Source organism: Methylocystis sp. JR02 (genome assembly GCF_030063565.1).
GTDB lineage: Bacteria > Pseudomonadota > Alphaproteobacteria > Rhizobiales > Beijerinckiaceae > Methylocystis > Methylocystis iwaonis.
The window spans coordinates 1,646,217-1,663,996 of the sequence record NZ_JASIRC010000001.1 but is presented as its reverse complement, the minus strand read 5'-3'; the positions used below and the strand labels follow the sequence as shown (position 1 = coordinate 1,663,996).

16 protein-coding genes are annotated in these 17,780 nt (G+C 65.0%); all 16 read left to right on the top strand.

The genetic code is table 11. The annotated features are described in order from the left end of the window. Positions 1-117 precede the first annotated feature (117 nt). A complete protein-coding gene (locus QNA11_RS07960; protein WP_283482606.1) occupies positions 118-1,134 on the top strand; it encodes a 30S ribosomal protein S2 in 1,017 nt (338 codons plus the stop codon). A 135-nt stretch (positions 1,135-1,269) separates the two neighbouring features. Then, positions 1,270-2,196 (top strand): translation elongation factor Ts, encoded by a 927-nt coding sequence (gene tsf / locus QNA11_RS07955; protein WP_283482605.1) that lies wholly within the window; start codon positions 1,270-1,272, stop codon positions 2,194-2,196. 284 nt (positions 2,197-2,480) lie between these two features. Further along, positions 2,481-3,881 carry a selenium-binding protein SBP56-related protein gene (locus QNA11_RS07950; protein WP_283482604.1) on the top strand — a complete coding sequence of 467 codons (1,401 nt, stop codon included), beginning with the start codon at positions 2,481-2,483 and terminating at the stop codon, positions 3,879-3,881. Between the two features lie 2 nt (positions 3,882-3,883). Further along, a complete protein-coding gene (locus tag QNA11_RS07945) occupies positions 3,884-4,546 on the top strand; it encodes a hypothetical protein (RefSeq protein WP_283484176.1) in 663 nt (220 codons plus the stop codon). A 56-nt stretch (positions 4,547-4,602) separates the two neighbouring features. Continuing rightward, positions 4,603-5,586: an SDR family oxidoreductase gene (locus QNA11_RS07940; RefSeq protein ID WP_202073582.1), complete on the top strand. Its 984-nt coding sequence runs from the start codon at positions 4,603-4,605 to the stop codon at positions 5,584-5,586. Positions 5,587-5,682: 96 nt separating this feature from the next. Continuing rightward, positions 5,683-6,408 (top strand): UMP kinase, encoded by a 726-nt coding sequence (gene pyrH, locus QNA11_RS07935; protein ID WP_202073583.1) that lies wholly within the window; start codon positions 5,683-5,685, stop codon positions 6,406-6,408. Positions 6,409-6,559: 151 nt separating this feature from the next. Then, the gene (frr, locus tag QNA11_RS07930; RefSeq protein WP_281928525.1) at positions 6,560-7,120 is read left to right on the top strand and encodes a ribosome recycling factor; all 561 of its coding nucleotides are present in this window, start codon (positions 6,560-6,562) and stop codon (positions 7,118-7,120) included. A 78-nt stretch (positions 7,121-7,198) separates the two neighbouring features. Next, positions 7,199-7,975, top strand: coding sequence for an isoprenyl transferase (locus QNA11_RS07925; RefSeq protein WP_246744924.1), 777 nt, complete (start codon positions 7,199-7,201; stop codon positions 7,973-7,975). Beyond that, the gene (locus tag QNA11_RS07920; protein WP_283482603.1) at positions 7,972-8,820 is read left to right on the top strand and encodes a phosphatidate cytidylyltransferase; all 849 of its coding nucleotides are present in this window, start codon (positions 7,972-7,974) and stop codon (positions 8,818-8,820) included. The genes QNA11_RS07925 and QNA11_RS07920 overlap by 4 nt, the downstream gene beginning before the upstream one ends. 7 nt (positions 8,821-8,827) lie before the next feature. Continuing rightward, positions 8,828-10,060 carry a 1-deoxy-D-xylulose-5-phosphate reductoisomerase gene (gene dxr / locus QNA11_RS07915; protein ID WP_283482602.1) on the top strand — a complete coding sequence of 411 codons (1,233 nt, stop codon included), beginning with the start codon at positions 8,828-8,830 and terminating at the stop codon, positions 10,058-10,060. Positions 10,061-10,125: 65 nt separating this feature from the next. After that, the gene (rseP, locus tag QNA11_RS07910; protein ID WP_283482601.1) at positions 10,126-11,277 is read left to right on the top strand and encodes an RIP metalloprotease RseP; all 1,152 of its coding nucleotides are present in this window, start codon (positions 10,126-10,128) and stop codon (positions 11,275-11,277) included. Positions 11,278-11,569: 292 nt separating this feature from the next. Next, positions 11,570-14,065 carry an outer membrane protein assembly factor BamA gene (gene bamA, locus QNA11_RS07905; RefSeq protein ID WP_283482600.1) on the top strand — a complete coding sequence of 832 codons (2,496 nt, stop codon included), beginning with the start codon at positions 11,570-11,572 and terminating at the stop codon, positions 14,063-14,065. A gap of 83 nt (positions 14,066-14,148) precedes the next feature. After that, positions 14,149-15,210, top strand: coding sequence for a UDP-3-O-(3-hydroxymyristoyl)glucosamine N-acyltransferase (lpxD, locus tag QNA11_RS07900; protein WP_283482599.1), 1,062 nt, complete (start codon positions 14,149-14,151; stop codon positions 15,208-15,210). 49 nt (positions 15,211-15,259) lie between these two features. Then, positions 15,260-15,724 carry a 3-hydroxyacyl-ACP dehydratase FabZ gene (fabZ, locus tag QNA11_RS07895; RefSeq protein ID WP_202073590.1) on the top strand — a complete coding sequence of 155 codons (465 nt, stop codon included), beginning with the start codon at positions 15,260-15,262 and terminating at the stop codon, positions 15,722-15,724. Positions 15,725-15,746: 22 nt separating this feature from the next. Beyond that, entirely contained in the window at positions 15,747-16,553 is an 807-nt protein-coding gene (gene lpxA / locus QNA11_RS07890; protein WP_283482598.1) for an acyl-ACP--UDP-N-acetylglucosamine O-acyltransferase, read from the top strand. Next, positions 16,550-17,695: a lipid-A-disaccharide synthase gene (gene lpxB / locus QNA11_RS07885; RefSeq protein ID WP_283482597.1), complete on the top strand. Its 1,146-nt coding sequence runs from the start codon at positions 16,550-16,552 to the stop codon at positions 17,693-17,695. Before lpxA ends, lpxB begins: the two co-directional genes overlap by 4 nt. Positions 17,696-17,780: the final 85 nt, after the last annotated feature.

Genomic DNA, 17,780 nt, shown 5'->3' with positions numbered 1-17,780 from the left:
AGCGCGCGCATCCCACAGGCGAAGGTTATGCGGCGTCTGATCCAAGACGTCGTTTCCGGTGGCCGGTTTCCGGCCTCTTCACCTTGCTTTCGCCGAGGCTCAACCGGAGAAAAGTAAATGGCGCTTCCTGACTTCACCATGCGCGGCCTTCTCGAGGCGGGCGCTCACTTCGGCCACCAGTCGCATCGCTGGAACCCGAAGATGGCCCCCTTCATTTTCGGCGTGCGCAACAATATCCACATCATCGACCTCGCCCAGACGGTCCCGCTGCTGCATCAGGCGCTGAAGACGGTCTCCGACACGGTGGCCAAGGGCGGCCGCGTGCTGTTCGTCGGCACCAAGCGCCAGGCGCAGGATCAGATCGCCGACTCGGCCCGCCGCAGCGCGCAATATTACATCAACTCCCGCTGGCTCGGCGGCACGCTGACCAACTGGAAGACCATTTCGGGCTCGATCAATCGCCTGCGCAAGCTCGACGAGATGCTCTCGGCCGGCGCCCAGGGCGTGACGAAGAAGGAGCGCCTGCTCCTCACCCGCGAGCGCGACAAGCTGGAAAAGGCGCTCGGCGGCATCAAGGACATGGGCGGCACGCCCGACCTGATCTTTGTCATCGACACCAATAAGGAGCAGCTCGCGATCAAGGAGGCCAACCGCCTCAAGATCCCGGTGGTGGCGATCCTCGACACCAACTGCGATCCGGATGGCGTGACCTATCCGATCCCGGGCAATGACGACGCCGGCCGCGCCATCCAGCTCTACTGCGACTTGATCGCCCGCGCCGCGATCGACGGCATCTCCCGCAGCCAGGGCGCGCTGGGCGTCGATCTCGGCGAAGCCGAGGCTCCGGCCGTCGAGCCGGCCGTGGCCGGCGCCGAAAGCGGCGAGGCTTACGAGTCGGCCGAGGTCTTCGAGCTGCTCGCCGCCCCGCGCGGCGCGCCCGACGATCTCGCCAAGCTGAACGGCGTCGGCCCGCAGGTCGTCAAGAAGCTCAATGACGCCGGCGTCTTCCATTACTGGCAGATCGCCGCGATGACTCCGGCCGACGTCGAAAAGGTCGACGCCGATCTCAAGCTCAGCGGCCGCATCGCCCGCGACGGCTGGGTGGATCAGGCGCGCGCGCTTCTGTCCGCCTAAAGACTGACTGTCATCTTTCGCCATTACCTCGGGCGCCGGCTCATCCAGAGCCGGCGCCCGTCGCCATAAAGCCCCCGAGAGCCGGGAAGCCGTCGCCGCGGGCTTCCAGCCGGCCCAAACAGAAGGATTTCGACCATGGCCACGATTACCGCCGCCCTCGTCAAGGAACTGCGTGAGAGCACCGGCGCCGGCATGATGGACTGCAAGGCCGCGCTCACCGCGACCGAGGGCGAGTTCGAGGCCGCTGTCGACTGGCTGCGCAAGAAGGGTCTCTCCAAGGCCGCCAAGAAGGCCGACCGCGTGGCCGCCGAGGGCCTCGTCGCCGCGCTCACCGGCGACAAGAAGGGCGTCGTCGTCGAGGTGAACTCCGAGACCGACTTCGTTTCCCGTAACGGCGACTTCCAGACGCTTGTCAAGAACATCGCCGAAGTGGCGCTGGCGACCGGCAAGACCGACGCCGCTGAGCTCGGCGGAGAGGCTTATCCGGGCGGCGGCACGGTCGCCGAGAACATCACGACGTCTATCGCCACGATCGGCGAGAACCTCACGCTGCGCCGCGCCGCCGCGCTGACGGTGTCCGACGGCGTCGTCGGCCGCTATGTGCACGGCCAGGTCGTCGACGGCCAGGGCAAGATCGCGGTGATCGTCGCGCTGGAATCGACCGGCGACAAGGAAGTGCTGGCCAAGCTCGCGCGCGAGATCGCCATGCATGTCGCCTCGGCCAATCCGCAGGCGATGGACGCCTCCGGCCTCGACCCGGCGATTGTCGAGCGCGAAGCCAATCTGCTGCGCGAGAAGAACGCCGGCAAGCCCGAGAATGTGCTGGCGAAGATCGTCGAGTCCGGCGTCAAGACTTTCGCCAAGGAAGTCTGCCTGCTCGACCAGCCCTCGAACCACCCCGAGCATAATGGCAAGACCGTCGCCCAGGCGGTGAAGGAGCTCGAAGGCAAGGCCGGCGCGCCGATCGCCATCAAGGGCTTCGTCCGCTATGCGCTCGGCGAGGGCATCGAGAAGCAGACCAGCGATTTCGCCGCGGAAGTCGCGGCGGCCGCGAAGGGCTGAGCCAAAACGGGCTCCCACGCCATTTCCTCCCTTAAAGGGGAGGGCGCTTCGCAAGGCGTAATGAACAGAAACTAAAAGGCCGAGGCTCCAACCTCGGCCTTTTTTGTTGGTCTAACGCGCTTGGTTGCTTTTCCGCCCAAGCAGACATGCTCGCTGTGGCGCATAGGTCGGCGCCGCGCTGATGAGCCATTGCTGGCTCCTGAACGGGCGTTATCTCCGAACTGTTTAATCCGGCGACGACGCTCCCGCCTCGGCTGGGAGGCCCGGATCACGGAGGGAGAAAAATGACGATCCGTCCGGACCCCACCTTCCACGCCACCCCCAAGCTGGCGATGGAAGCGCCCCCTGAGCGATATGCCTACGTCCTGATGCTCAGTCCCAATTTTTCGCGTCCGGACTGCCTGGGCGTGGTCGACGTCGATTCGAGTTCCTCATCCTATGGAAAAATCGTCCACACGGTGGTGATGCCGAATAAGGGTGACGAATTTCATCATTTCGGCTGGAACGCCTGCTCATCCGCCTTGTCGCCCATGTCGGGCCACGCCTTTCTGGAGCGCCGCTACCTCATCATCCCAGGTCTGCGGTCGTCGCGGATCTATGTGATCGACACCAAGCCGGACCCCACGCAGGCAAAGATCCACAAGATCATCGAGCCGGAGGAAGTCTTCCACAAGACCGGCTATTCGCGACCGCACACGGTCCATTGCGGGCCGGAGGGCATTTATGTCTCCACCCTCGGCGGCGGCGGACCGGATGGGACCGATAGCCCGCCCGGTATCTTCATCATGGATTGCGAAACATTCGACGTGCTGGGCCGCTGGGAGATCGACCGAGGGCCGCAGGACAAGCATTACGATTTCTGGTGGAACCTGCCGCGGGACTACATGGTGACGAGCGAATGGGGGCTGCCGCCGCAGTTCGAGAACGGCCTGGTTCCCGACGATCTGCTCGGCAACAAATATGGGCATAGACTCCATTTCTGGGATCTGCGCGCGCGGCGCAACGTCCAAACAATTGACCTTGGCGCCAACCATCAGATGGCCCTTGAAGTCCGGCCGGCGCACGACCCGATAAAGGAATATGGCTTCGTCGGCGTCGTGGTGGACACGACCAACCTCGAGGGGTCGATCTGGACCTGGTGGCGCGAGGGCGGCACGTTCCGTTGCGAGAAGACAGCCGTCATTGCGCCCGAGCCGGCGGATAAAAATCAGCTCCCACCATTGCTTCAGGCCTTTGCCGCCGTTCCGCCATTGGTCACCGACATCGACCTCTCCCTCGATGATCGGTTCCTCTATGTGTCCTGCTGGGGCACGGGCGAGATGCGCCAGTATGACGTCAGCGACCCGAGGGCGCCCAAGCTGGTTGGCTCGGCGCATATCGGCGGCATTGTCAGACGGACGCCCCATCCGAATGGCAATACATTTGCCGGCGGCCCGCAGATGATCGAGATCAGCCGCGACGGGAAGCGGGTCTACTGGACGAACTCGCTCTATTCGACCTGGGACGACCAGTTCTTTCCTGAGGGAGTGCTAGGCGCGATGGTCAAAGCCGACGTCGGGACCGATGGCGGCGTCACGCTGGACAAGGAATTTTGGGTCGAGTTTCCGGATGGATACAGGTCGCACCAAATACGCCTGGAAGGCGGCGACTGCTCGACCGACTCCTTTTGCTATCCGTCCGTCTGAAGGTGGGCCACGTTCAATGGAGCACGGCTGACCTTTGGCTGGCCGTGGTCGCCAGCGGCCTCTACCACGGCGTTAATCCGGGCATGGGATGGCCTCTGGCCGTTTCAGCCGGCCTGATGGGCAGGGGGCGCTGGGACCTCGCCTTGGCGCTTGCGTCGCTTGCGGCCGGGCACTTAGCCGCCATGCTGGTCATTCTGCTGCCCTTTGCGCTGATGACCGCGCTGGTGGAATGGGGACGAGTCATCAGGATCGCCGTAGGCGCCGCCGTGATCGCCTATGGCGCCTACCGCCTCGTCAACCGGCGACATCCGCGCGCGCTCGCCCGAATCAGGCCCACGCAGCTTGCGCTGTGGTCCTTCGCTATCGCGATCGCCCATGGGGCCGGTTTGATGCTGTTGCCCATCTATCTTGGCCTTTGCTCGGCGGGAGAGGTCGACGCGGCTCATCAGGGACTGGCGAGCCTGATGGGGCGAAACTTTGCAACCGCGGTCCTGGTTTCGCTCCTCCATGTGGTCTCGATGGTGACCGCTGGCGGCTTGATTGCGTTCCTTGTGCACGGCTGGCTCGGCCCGAGCTTCATCTCCAGAAGCTGGTTCAACCTCGACCTGGTTTGGGCGCTGAGCTTGATGCTCGTCGGCGCCGCCGGGCTCGTGACGGCCTTGTGAAACATTCCCTTCATCCCCCGCGTTTCGCCCTGCTGGCGGGGCGCCGGGAGGGTTCAATGCCTGCGCAGGGACAATCGATCACGGAAGCGATCCGGGAGAATATCTCGGTAACCGGCATAGAGAGCGCCGCCCCCCTGCCGGATATGCAGACGCAGGGCGACGGGCTCAAAAATCCGCGCGAGCTTTATCCCAAGCCGCCTTTCGAGAAGCAGCCGCAGCCCTGGCCGGGCCTCGCCTGCAAAATGACTCCGCTGCCCGATCACGGCGAGAAGAGCTATCGCGGCTCGGGGCGGCTCAAGGGCCGCAAGGCGCTGCTCACGGGCGGCGATTCCGGCATCGGCCGCGCGGCGGCGATCGCCTTTGCGCGCGAGGGCGCCGATGTCGCGATCAATTATCTTCCGCAAGAGGAGGAGGACGCCCGGGAGGTTGTGGCGTTGATCGAGGACGCCGGCGGCAAGGCCGCGCCCATTCCTGGCGACATTCGCGACGAAATGTTCTGCAAGCGTCTCGTCGATGACGCCGTGAACGAGCTCGGCGGGCTCGATATTCTGGTCAACAACGCCGCCCGCCAGCATGTGCACGAATCGATCACGGAGATCACCACGGAAGACCTGGATTGGACCTTCCGCACCAATCTCTATGCGCTGTTCTGGATCACCAAGGCGGCCGTCCCCCATATGCGGCCCGGTTCGACCATCATCAACACGACCTCGATCAACGCCTATGAGCCATCGCAGCATCTGCTCGATTATGCGGTGACGAAGGCCGGCATTCTGAATTTCACCTGGGGGCTGGCCAAGCAGCTTGCCAAACAGGGAATCCGCGTCAACGCCGTGGCGCCGGGCCCGTTCTGGACGCCGCTGCAACCTTCAGGCGGGCAGACGCAGGAGCATCTCACCCAGTTCGGCGGCGACACGCCGCTCGGACGCCCCGGCCAGCCGGCGGAGATTGCGCCGCTTTACGTCCTGTTGGCCTCGGCGGAATCGAGCTATGCGACGGGGCAGGTGTTCGGCGCGACGGGCGGCGAGGTCGGACCGTAACCTTTCGCTTTGGAGATTCGAAAGGGTCACTTGCGGCGGGGGCGCGCCATTCGTATTTAAGTCGCGCCCCCGCCCAAGCCATCAGAGAGACCCGTCATGTCCGACCACGCCTCGAAGCGATATAAACGCGTGGTCGTGAAGCTTTCCGGCGAGGCGCTGCAAGGATCGCTGCCTTATGGCCTCGATGCGACGACGCTGGAGCGCATCGCCAAGGATCTGGCGACGGCCTCGGAAAATGGCCATGAGGTCGCGGTGGTCGTTGGCGGCGGCAATTTCTTCCGCGGCATCAAGGGCGCCGATACGGGCATCGAGCGGGCGCGCGCCGATTCGATCGGCATGCTCGCGACCGTCATGAACGGGCTGGCGCTCGAGCAGGCGATCGAAATGCAGGGGCGCCCGGCCCGCTGCCTCTCCTCCGTGCCGATGCCCTCGCTGTGCGAATCCTTCTCGCGCCGCGCGGCGCTGCATCATCTCGCCAAGGGAAGGGTGATGATCGCGGCCGGCGGCACCGGCAATCCCTTCTTCACGACCGACACGGGCGCCGTGCTGCGCGCGGCGGAGCTTTCGGCCGACGCAGTGCTGAAGGCGACCCAGGTCGACGGCGTCTATACCGCCGATCCCAAGCGCGATCCCGCCGCCAAGCGTTACGAGCGCTTGACCCATGACGAGGCCATCGCCCAAAATCTCGCCGTCATGGACACGGCCGCCTTCGCGCTGGCGCGGGAAAATCGAATTCCGATCATCGTCTTTTCGATCGGCGAACCCGGCGCGATCGCCTCGGTGCTGGCCGGGGGCGGGCGTTCGACCCTCGTCGCGCCATAAGCTCACGCGTCTTTAACTTGCGCACGACGCCTAAAAACATGCCATAAGGGGCTTTGATCGCGGACCTGCGCGTCCGCGGGCCAGTTGAGAAACCACGCCGGCCGGGCGCGCGCCCTCGCGCTGCTGGCGACGAAAGCAGGTTGTAAAGGTCATGACGGATAAATTCGATCTGGCGGATTTGAAGCGCCGCATGCAGGGCGCGATCGCAACTCTGAAACATGAGTTCGGCGGCCTGCGGACCGGCCGCGCCGCCGCGAGCCTGCTCGACCCCGTGCATGTCGACGCCTATGGGCAGATTTCGCCGCTCAATCAGGTGGCGACCGTCAGCGTGCCGGAGCCGCGCATGCTCGCCGTCCAGGTCTGGGACAAGGCGCTGGTCATCGCCGTCGACAAGGCGATTCGTGAAGCCAATCTCGGTCTGCAGCCGACTGTCGAGGGCCAGATCCTGCGCATCCGCATGCCGGAGCTCAACGAACAGCGCCGCAAGGAGCTGGTGAAGGTCGCCCATAAATATGCGGAAGAGGCCCGCGTCGCGGTGCGCCATGTCCGGCGCGACGGCATCGACATGCTGAAGCGGTTGTTGAAGGATCACGCCATTCCCGAGGATGACGGCAAGCGGCACGAAACCGAGGTGCAGAAGGCGACCGACGAGGCGGTGAAGGAAATCGACGCGGCCCTGGCCGCCAAGGAAAAGGAAATTATGCAGGTCTAAGGGCCGTGCTGGAGACGCGAGCGCGGCGGCGACCGTCTGCCTCCATTGCTGAGATCGGCCGGCGATTCGGAACGACATATGGCGGAAGGCGATTTTTTGGAGATGGCGACGACCACGCTCGGCATAACGATTGTCCCGCGCCACGTCGCGCTCATTATGGACGGCAATGGCCGCTGGGCGGCGGCCCGTGGCCTGCCGCGCTTCGAGGGGCATCGCCGCGGCGTCGAGGCGCTTCGTCGGGCCGTCCGGGCTGCGATCGAGCTCCGTATCTCCTATCTGACGGTCTATTCCTTTTCGGCGGAGAACTGGTCGCGCCCGCGTGAAGAGGTGCAGAGCCTGCTCGGATTGCTGCATCGGTTCATTCGCAACGACCTGTCCGAGCTGCACGACAACAACGTGCGGGTGCGCGTCATCGGCGCGCGCGAGGATCTCGCGCCGGAGATTCTGGCCCTGCTCAAGGAGGCGGAGCAGGTGACGGCGGCCAACACCGGGCTGACGCTCGTCGTGGCCTTCAATTACGGCGCGCGGCAGGAGATCGCGGCGGCGGCGCGCGCGCTCGCCGAGATGGTGGCGGAGGGGCGGCTTGCGCCGCATGAAATCGACGCCGACGCCATCTCCGCGCGCCTCGACACCGCCGACATACCGGACCCGGATCTGATCATCCGCACCTCCGGCGAACAGCGGCTCTCGAATTTCCTTTTGTGGCAGGCGGCCTACGCCGAATTCGTGTTCCTGCCGATCCTGTGGCCCGATTTCGACCAGGCCGCTTTGGTCTCCGCTTTGGAGGAATACGCTCATCGGGAGCGCCGGTTTGGCCGGGTCGAGTCGCCGCGCAGCGCCAAGACGGCGTCATGACCAGCCCGCTGGCCAAGGAAAAAAGCGGCGGCTTCGCCGACCTCGGGCCGCGCGTCGCTTCTGCGGTCGTGCTCGTCGCGGCGGCGGTGGCGACGCTCTATTTCGGGGGCGCTATTTTCGCTGCCTTCTGGCTCGTGGCGGCATTTGCCGTGAATTGGGAGTGGCAGGGGCTGATTGGCGGCGAGCGTCGCATCGCAAGGGTCGCGGCCGGCGGCGTGGCGACGGCTGCGGCGGCGGCTTTTGGGCGGAACGGGCTCGCAGGCTATGCGGCTCTGGACATCCTCGTCTTTGCGGCGATCGTCGCCGTTTTGGCCGGGCCGGCGCGGCGGGTCTGGGCGGCCGGCGGCGTCGTCTATGCCGGGGCCCTGGCCTTTTCGGTCTGCTGGCTGCGGGAATCATTCGACTTCGGAATTCTGGCGATCGCCTTCCTCTTCGCAATCGTGTGGGGAACCGACATTTTCGCCTATTTCGGCGGGCGGCTGATCGGCGGTCCCAAGCTTTGGCCCCGCGTCTCAGCGGGGAAAACCTGGTCGGGCACGATCACTGGCGTCGTCAGCGGCGCTTTGCTCGGCCTTGCGACCGCCTATCTCGGAGGCGGCCCGGCGCTTGCTAGCGTTCAGGTGTTTCTGGTCGGACTGGCGGCGGCTTCCATCTCACAAATGGGAGATCTGTTCGAATCCTCCGTGAAGCGCCGCTTCGGCGTCAAGGATTCGAGCCAGCTCATTCCCGGCCATGGCGGCGTGATGGACCGTCTGGATGGTTTCATTTTCGCCTGCGTTTTCGCGGCGGCGATCGGCTTGGTCCGGGGCGATCCCTCGGCGGCGGCCAACCTCTTTTTTTGGTGAAGCGCTCATGGGTTTGAAGAACGGACATGCAAACGGGGGCGCCCGAGCGCCGCGCCGTATCGTCCTGCTCGGCGCAACGGGTTCGGTCGGCCGCTCGACGGTCGATCTCCTGGAACGCGATCCGGAGGGGTTTTCGGTCACCGCCGTCGCCGGCGGGCGCGACGCCAAGGCGCTTGCCGACGTCGCCCGCCGCACCAAGGCGGAATTTGCGGCGATTCGGGATGAAAACGCCTATGCGGAGCTGAAGGACGCGCTGGCGGGGACGAATACGCAGGTGGCGGCCGGCCGCGACGCCGTGATCGAGGCCGCCGTGCGCGACGCCGATCTCGTCGTATCGGCCATCGTCGGCGCCGCGGGCGTCGAGCCGACGCACGCCGCGCTGTCTCTCGGCCGCGACGTCGCCCTCGCCAACAAGGAATGCCTCGTCTGCGCCGGCGCGCCTTTCATGCGCACCGCCAAAAAGATGGAGGCGATGCTCCTTCCGGTCGACAGCGAGCACAACGCCATCTTCCAGGCGCTGGGCGGGGAGGACCCGTCGCGGATCGAGCGCATGATCGTCACCGCCTCGGGCGGCCCGTTTCGCACCTGGAGCAAGGAGCGCATCGCCGGCGCGACGGTCGAGGAGGCCCTCAACCATCCGAACTGGGCGATGGGCCCCAAGATCACGGTCGACTCGGCAGGGATGATGAACAAGGGTCTCGAGCTGATCGAGGCGCACCATCTTTTCGGCGTCCCGGCGGAAAAGCTCGAGGTTGTCGTGCACCCTCAGTCGATCGTGCACGGGCTCGTGGCTTTCTCGGACGGCTCCGTCACCGCCGGCATGGCGCCGCCGGATATGCGCGTGCCGATCGCCCATTGTCTGGCCTATCCCGAGCGCCTCACCACGCCGGCGCATCGGCTCGACTTCGCGAAAATCGCGACGCTCACATTCGAAGCGCCCGATTTCGAGCGGTTCCCCGCGCTCAGGCTGGCGCTCGACGCTCTGGCGCATGGCGGCGGCTTGACCAATGTGCTCAACGCGGCGAATGAGATCGCGGTCGAGGCTTTCCTCGGCGGCCGCATTTCTTTCGCCGGAATCGTCCGCCACGTGGCGGAGGCCTGCGAGACAGCGCTGCGCGAAGGCTATGCTCGGGCTCCTGAAAATGTGGAGGAAGCGCTGGGCGTTGACCATATTGTCAGAGAAAGGTCGCGGGCGGCCTTGGCCGTCGATGCGCCTTCAGGCATTTTAACGCTTCAGTAACCAAAAGCCCCGCGCCCCATGTTGTGCGGGGAGCTTGGCGAGCGTGACGCGTTGGAGACGAGACCGTGCTGGACCTGTTGACGACTTTTGCGACCTACGTCATCCCCTTCGTGCTCATCTTGACCATCGTGGTCTTCGTCCACGAATTCGGCCACTTCATCGTCGGCCGCTGGTGCGGGGTCCTGGTCGACGCCTTTTCGATCGGCTTCGGTCCCGAGCTTTGGGCCAGAACGGACCGCTACGGCACGCGCTGGCGCGTCGCCGCCATCCCGCTTGGCGGCTATGTGAAATTCCATGGCGACGCCAATGGCGCGAGCCTGCCGGACCCCGACGCCGTCGAGGCTATGCCGGCGGCCGAGCGCGCCGTCACTTTCGCGGCGCAGACGGTCTGGAAGCGGGCGGCCATCGTCTTCGCCGGGCCGTTCGCCAATTTTGTCCTCGCCATCGCGATTTTTGCTGGCATCTTCAGCTTTTACGGCCGCACGATCCTGGCGCCGCGCGTCGGCTCGATCGTCGAGGGCGGGGCGGGGGCGGCGGCCGGCTTCCTGCCGGGGGATCTCGTCCTGTCGATCGACGGCGCGCCGATCGACGCCTTCTCCAAAATGCAGGAAATCGTTTCAGTTTCCGCCGACTCCAAGCTTGTCTTCGTGGTGCGCCGCGCCGGGCAGGACGTGACGATCCTGGCGACGCCCGCCTGGCGCGAGGTCGAGAGCCCCGCCGGAAAGATGCGAATCGGCATGCTCGGGCTCAAGGCGTCGACCCAGGCCAGCGACGTGCGGGAGGAGCGCTATGGGCCGCTCGAATCGGTCAGGCTGGCGTTCAGCGAGACCTGGCAGGTGGTGTATCGCACCGGCTCCTATCTCGGCGGCCTCGTCAGCGGCCGCGAAAGCGCCGATCAGCTCTCGGGTCCAATCGGAATTGCGCAGATTTCGGGCAAGATGGCGCAGGCGGCGACCAAGGTCGGCCTCGCGCCCTTCCTCAATCTGATCGCCATACTGTCCGTGTCGATCGGCCTTCTGAATCTGATGCCGGTTCCGATGCTCGACGGCGGCCATCTGCTCTTCTTCTCCATCGAGGCCATCCGCGGCCAGGCGTTGAACGAGCGGGCGCAAGAGTTCGCTTTCCGAGTCGGGCTCGCCATGGTCGGGGTGTTGATGATCTTCTCGACCTACAACGACATCGCCCGGCTCATCCACCGCTTCGCTGGCGCGTCCTGACGCAAGCGGCGCAGTTGCGAAGTTTATGGCGAAACCGCGACCAGCGTCGCGGTTTCTTCATTTTTATTCACCGCATTCGCGGTCCGTTAACCGTCTGCTAGCCATGAATAGTGGCTTTGACGCCACGCCTTCGACAAATTGCCCGAACAGAATTCATTCTGGATTTGCAGGGGTGGTTAAACCCTGTAGAAGATTTGGCGGGACCCCGGAAAGGCGTGTTTCGCCTTGCACAAATAGGTTGTCATTCGCCGCGCTCCGGGCGGCGGAAGTTGCGGACGAGGACCAGCATTACATGCAATCCACTGGCGGCATTTGGAAATCTTCGTCACTTCTTATGGCCGCGCTTGCGGCGCTTCTCCTCTTTTCCGCGCCGGCGTCGGCGGACATCGTGGTGCAGGGCAACGCCCGCACGGACGCCGAGACGATTCGCTCTTATTTCACGGGCTCGAGCCCCGAAGAGGTCGAAAAGGGGCTCGAGGCGCTTCGCCAGAGCGGGCGCTTCGCGACTGTTTCCGCAAGCCGCAAGGGCGGCACTGTCATCATCCGCGTGACCGAAGGCAATCAGGTCAACCGCGTGGTCATCGAGGGCAACAGCAAGGTCAAGACCGAGAACCTGCAGCCCGAACTGCGCACAAAGGCGCGCGGGGCCTTCAGTCCGCAGGTCGCGGAGGCTGACGTCGCCCGCCTGACCGAGATCTATCGCCGCGCCGGCCGCGCCGCCGCCAAGGTTTCCTATCGCACGGTCGAGCTGCCGAATGGCCGCATCGACGTCGTGTTCACGGTCGTCGAGGGCGACAAGACCGGCGTTAAGGAGATTCGTTTCGTCGGTAATAACGTCTATTCGACGCGCCGCCTCGTCGGGATGATGGAAACGACGGAGATGAATTTCCTCTCCTTCCTGAAAACCAGCGACGTCTACGATCCCGACCGCATCGCTTCCGACCTCGAGCTCGTTCGCCGTTTCTACCTCAAGAACGGCTACGCCGATTTCCGCGTCATCAGCTCGGATGCGCAATATGACCCCGCGCAGCAGGGTTACGTCATCACCGTCGTCGTCGAAGAAGGTCCGCAGTATCGGGTCTCTTCCGTCGGCGTCGAATCGCATCTTCCCGATATCGACGGCGAAGCGCTGAACGGCGTGCTGCGGCTCTCGCCCGGCGACGTCTACAATGGCGACGCCGTCGAGAAGACGGTCGAGGCGCTGACCCGCGAAGTCGCCAAGAAGGGCTACGCCTTCACGCAGGCCCGTCCGCGCGGCGAGCGCAATCCCGCCGCGCAGACGGTCGCGATTCGCTTCGTTCTCGATGAAGGCCCGCGCGTCTACATCGAGCGCATCAATATTCACGGCAACACCCGCACCCGCGACTATGTCATCCGCCGCGAGTTCGATATCGGCGAGGGCGACGCCTATAACCGCGTCCTGATCGATCGCGCCGAGCGCCGCCTGAACGGCCTCGGCTACTTCAAGAAGGTCAAGATCACCAATGAGCCGGGCTCGTCGCCCGACCGCGTGGTGCTGAACGTCGACGTCGAGGATCAACCGACGGGCAATTTCGGCGTCTCCGGCGGCTATTCGACGAACCAGGGCTTCCTGGCCGAGGTCTCGGTTTCCGAGAGCAACTTCATGGGCCGCGGTCAGGCCGTTCGTCTGTCGGTGCAGGCGGGCCAGATCGCGCGCGGCGTGAACTTCAGCTTCACGGAGCCCTATTTCCTCGATCAGCGCATTTCGGCGGGTTTCGACGTCTTCGCGCGCCGGCAGGACGCCTACAACTACTCGATCTACGCCTCGACCTCGATCGGCGGCACGCTGCGCCTCGGCGTGCCGATCACGGACGAGCTCAGCTTCTCGCCGCGTTACTCGATCTATCAGACGACGATCTCGATCCCGAATACGATCGCTCGGCCTTACAACGACTGTTCGGTGCCGACCGCGATCACGCCTGGCTATTCGGTCTTCTTCCCGAGCTGGCAGGGCTATCCGAATCTCTTCTACAACTGCCAATCGAATGGCGAGGCGTCGCTGGCGATCAAGGAATCGCAGGGCACGATCGTGACGTCGTCGATCGGCTATTCGCTGAACTACAATACGATCGACGACTTCCGGAACCCGCATAACGGCTGGATGGCGACTTTCAGCCAGGACGCGGCGGGACTGGGCGGCTATTCTCGCTACCTCCGCACGACCGGCGACGTCCGCTACTTCCACGAGATTCCCTATCTCGACGACGTGGTCGGCATCGCGCGTCTGCAAGGCGGCAATCTGTTGCCCTTCGGCGGCTATACGCCCCGCATTCAGGACAACTTCAACCTTGGTCCGAGCCTTGTCCGCGGCTTCGCGCCGGGCGGCATCGGTCCGCGCGACTCGAATATCTTCACCACCTACAATGCGCGTTACGGCAACTCGCTCGGCGGCTCCGACTATGTCGGCGGCTCGCTCGAAGTGCAGTTCCCGCTTTGGGGTCTGCCGAAGGATCTGGGCCTCAGAGGCGCGCTCTTCGCCGACGCGGGCAGCCTTTGGAACTTCGAGGGCCGCACCAACTACAGCAATAATCTCCCGACGATTCCGGGCGTGACCTGTCTGGCGGCCTATACGGCGGCGGCCGGGTTCGGCCAGGGAACCTGCGTGGTGCCGAATTCGAACGCCTTCCGCCTTCGCTCTTCGGTCGGCGCCTCTGTGCTGTGGAACTCGCCGATGGGTCCGATCCGCTTCGATTACGCGGTCATCACCTCGAAGGCGAACGCCGACATCACGCAGAACTTCCGCTTCTCGGGCGGCACCAACTTCTAATCATCGCTTAGAGCGCGCCGGACGGATTCCGTCCGGCGCGCTTTTTTGTATCTCGAGCGCCGAAAGTCTGGCAGGCTACGCATATGAGCGTTGCGGCCTTTTTCCATCTCTCACGCCCTTACACCGTCGCTGAAATTGCCGAGCTGACTGGGGCCCGCATCGCCGAGGGCCGCGGTTTCGAGACCCCGCCCGCGCTCATCACCGGGGTTGCGCCGCTTGCGGCGGGCCATGTCGGCGATCTGTGTTTCTTTGCCTCTGCGCGCTACGTCGACGCGCTCGAAACCTGCCGCGCGACGGCATGTTTCATTCGACCGCGGGACGCGCATCTTCTGCCCGCGCGCATAAGCGGGCTGATTGTCCCAGACCCTCAGCGCGCCATGACGCTCGCCGCGTCGAAGCTCTTCCCGCACGCCTTGCGGCCCGAGTCGCTGTTTCGCGCGAGCGGCGTTTCCCCGAGCTCGATCATCCATCCGCAGGCGCGGCTGGAGCCCGGCGTGACGGTCGATCCCGGCGCCATCATCGGGCCGGGCGCCGAGATCGGCGCAGGCTCCATCATCGGCCCGCAGGCCGTCATCGGCCCCGACGTGCGCATCGGCCGCGATTGCGCCATCGGCGCGCATGTCAGCATCATCTGCTCGCTGATCGGCGACCGGGTCATCATTCACCAGGGCGCGCGGCTGGGGCAGGACGGTTTTGGTTTTGCGCGGGGCGAGAAGGGCTGGCTCAAGACTCCGCAACTCGGCCGCGTCATCATTCAGGATGACGTCGAGATCGGCGCCAATACGACGATCGACCGCGGCGCGACGCGCGATACGATTGTCGGCGAGGGCGCCAAGATCGATAATCTCGTGCAGATCGCGCACAATGTCGTGATCGGCCGATTCTGCGCCATTGCCGCGCAGACGGGCATCGCCGGCTCCTGCGAGATCGGCGATTACGTCATGCTTGGCGGTCAGTCGGCGCTCGCCGGCCACATTACGATCGGGGAGGGCGCCGCCATCGCGGCAAAGTCCGGCGTGGCGCGCGACGTGCCGCCGGGCGCGCGCTTCGGCGGCGCCCCCGCGCGGCCCCTGCGGCGTTTTCTCCGAGCCGAAGCGCTGCTCGATAAGACGGCCCGACGCGACAAGCCCGACAAGGCGATATAAAAGACCCCAAGGAGCGCGTTAGACGCTCAGCTATCAGGGGACGGAAACTATGTCAGGGACGGAAGCCGGCGCGACGCTCGAGAGCGCAGATATTCTCGACATCATGCGCAGCCTGCCCCATCGCTATCCATTTTTGCTCGTCGACCGCATCGTCGATATTCGCGGCGACGAGTCCTGCGTCGGCATCAAGAATGTCACGATAAACGAGCCGCAATTCACGGGGCACTTCCCCGAACGGCCGGTCATGCCTGGCGTTCTTCTCATCGAGGCCATGGCGCAAACGGCCGGCGTCATCGTCATGCGCGCGAATGCGCAGAGCGAGCGGCCCAAGCTCGTCTATTTCATGACGATCGACGCAGCCAAATTCCGCAAGCCGGTGACCCCTGGCGACCGCGTGGAGTTTCACATGACCAAGACCGCGCAGAAGCGCAATATCTGGTGGTATCAGGGCAGGGCGCTGGTCGATGGCGCTCTCGTCTGCGAGGCGCAGATCAGCGCCATGATGGGCGTCTGACGCAAAGGCGCGCGCGGCCGTCATGACGGCGATCATTCATCCGACCGCGATCGTCGAGCAGAGCGCGTATCTCGACGACGGCGTCGTCGTCGGGCCTTTTTGCCACATTGGCGCGGGCGTCGAGATCGGCGCCGGCGCTGTGCTGCAATCCCACGTCGTCGTCGCCGGCCGCACGAGGATCGGCGCCCGCGCGCGGATCTTTCCCTTCGTCTCGCTGGGCGCGCCGTCTCAGGATCTCAAGGCCGCGCTCGCCGAAGGCGATCTTTCGATTGGCGACGACTGCATTATTCGCGAGGGCGTCACCATCAACTCCGGCGTCGGCGAGGGCACGCGGGTCGGCGCGGGCTGCGCTTTTCTTGCCTATTCGCATGTCGCGCATGACTGCCGCCTCGGCGACGGCGTGATTCTCGCCAATCAAGTCTTGCTTGGCGGCCATGTCGCCATCGGCGATCACGCCTCCGTGGGTGGCGGAACGGCGGTGCATCAGAATGTGCGTATTGGCGCGCATGCGTTCATCGGCGGACTCGCGGGCGTCGAAGGCGACGTCATCCCCTTTGGCCTTGCGGGCGGCAATCGCGCGCATCTCTTCGGCGTGAATATCGTCGGATTGCGCCGGCGCGGCTATTCGACCGAACGAGTGGCTCGGTTACGGGACGCCTATCGGCGGCTTTTCACTGGCGACGACACTCTGGAAACTTTGTGCGACCGGGTAGAAAAAGTTGCGACGACCTATGCCGGCGTTTCCGAGGTCGAAGAGATCGTCGCCTTCCTGCGCGCGCCGTCTCGACGCCCGCTCTGCGCGCCGCGTCAGCGCGGCGAGCGCGCGTGACCGGCCCGCGCATTTTCGTCATTGCCGGCGAAGCCTCCGGCGATGCGCTGGGCGCGGCCCTGATGCGCGGCTTGCGCGAAAGATCGCCGGACGTCGACTTCATCGGCGTCGGCGGCAAGGCGATGACGGGCGAAGGGCTCGCTTCGCTTTTCCCCATCACCGATATTGCCGTCATGGGGCTTCTGTCCCCCTTGGCGCGCCTGCCGAAAATCCTCGCGCACATCGACGAGACGGCGCGCGCCGTCCTTGCCGCCGAGCCTGATTGTCTGGTGATCGTCGACGCGCCAGACTTCACCCACCGCGTCGCGCGCCGGGTGCGACGGGCGCGACCCGATATTCCCATCGTCGATTATGTGAGCCCGACGGTCTGGGCCTGGCGTCCCGGCCGCGCGCGGAAGATGCGCGACTATGTCGATTGCGTGCTCGCTTTGCTGCCCTTCGAGCCGCAGGCGCATGAGAAGCTCGGCGGGCCGCGCTGCGTCTATGTCGGCCATCCGCTTGTCGAAGCGCTCGACGAGCTTGCGCCTCATGGCGAAAGCGGGCCGTCTCGCGCGCCGCTTCTCCTCGTTCTTCCGGGCTCGCGCCTCGCTGAGATCACGCGCATGACGCCGCTCTATGGGCGGACGTTGGAACGGCTCATGCGCGATTGCCCCCATCTCGATGTCGCGATCCCCGTCGCGCCGCATATGGAGGCGCCGTTACGGGAGGCGCTGCGCGGCTGGCCGATTGCCCCGCGCCTTATTTCGCAAGCTGAGAAATTCGCGGCGTTCCGAACGGCGCGAGCGGCGCTCGTCACCTCCGGCGTCGTCACGCTGGAACTTGCGTTGGCGCAAACGCCCATGGTTGTCGCCTACCGCGTGTCGCAGCTCGAATCCTATCTGCGCTTCCTGGTGAAGGCGCATTCCATCGTGCTGCCCAATCTCGTGATCGGCGAGAACGCGGTTCCTGAATTTTTGCAGGAGGCCGCGACGCCGCGCGCCCTAGCCGCGGCGCTCGCGCCGCTCCTTGCCGAAACGCCGCCTCGCGCGTCGCAATTGGCCGCTTTCGAGCGCGTGCGCGCGCGTCTTTTGGAGGCGGGCGCGCGCCCGAGCGCGCGGGCGGCTGAGATTGTCCTCGAATATGCCGCTTCCCGGCGCCCTTGAGCGCCGTGAGGGGGCGCATAGGCGAGACGAGGCATTTCCGCTTGTATCTTACGGCGCCGCAACCATAATCGGCGCAAACACCCGA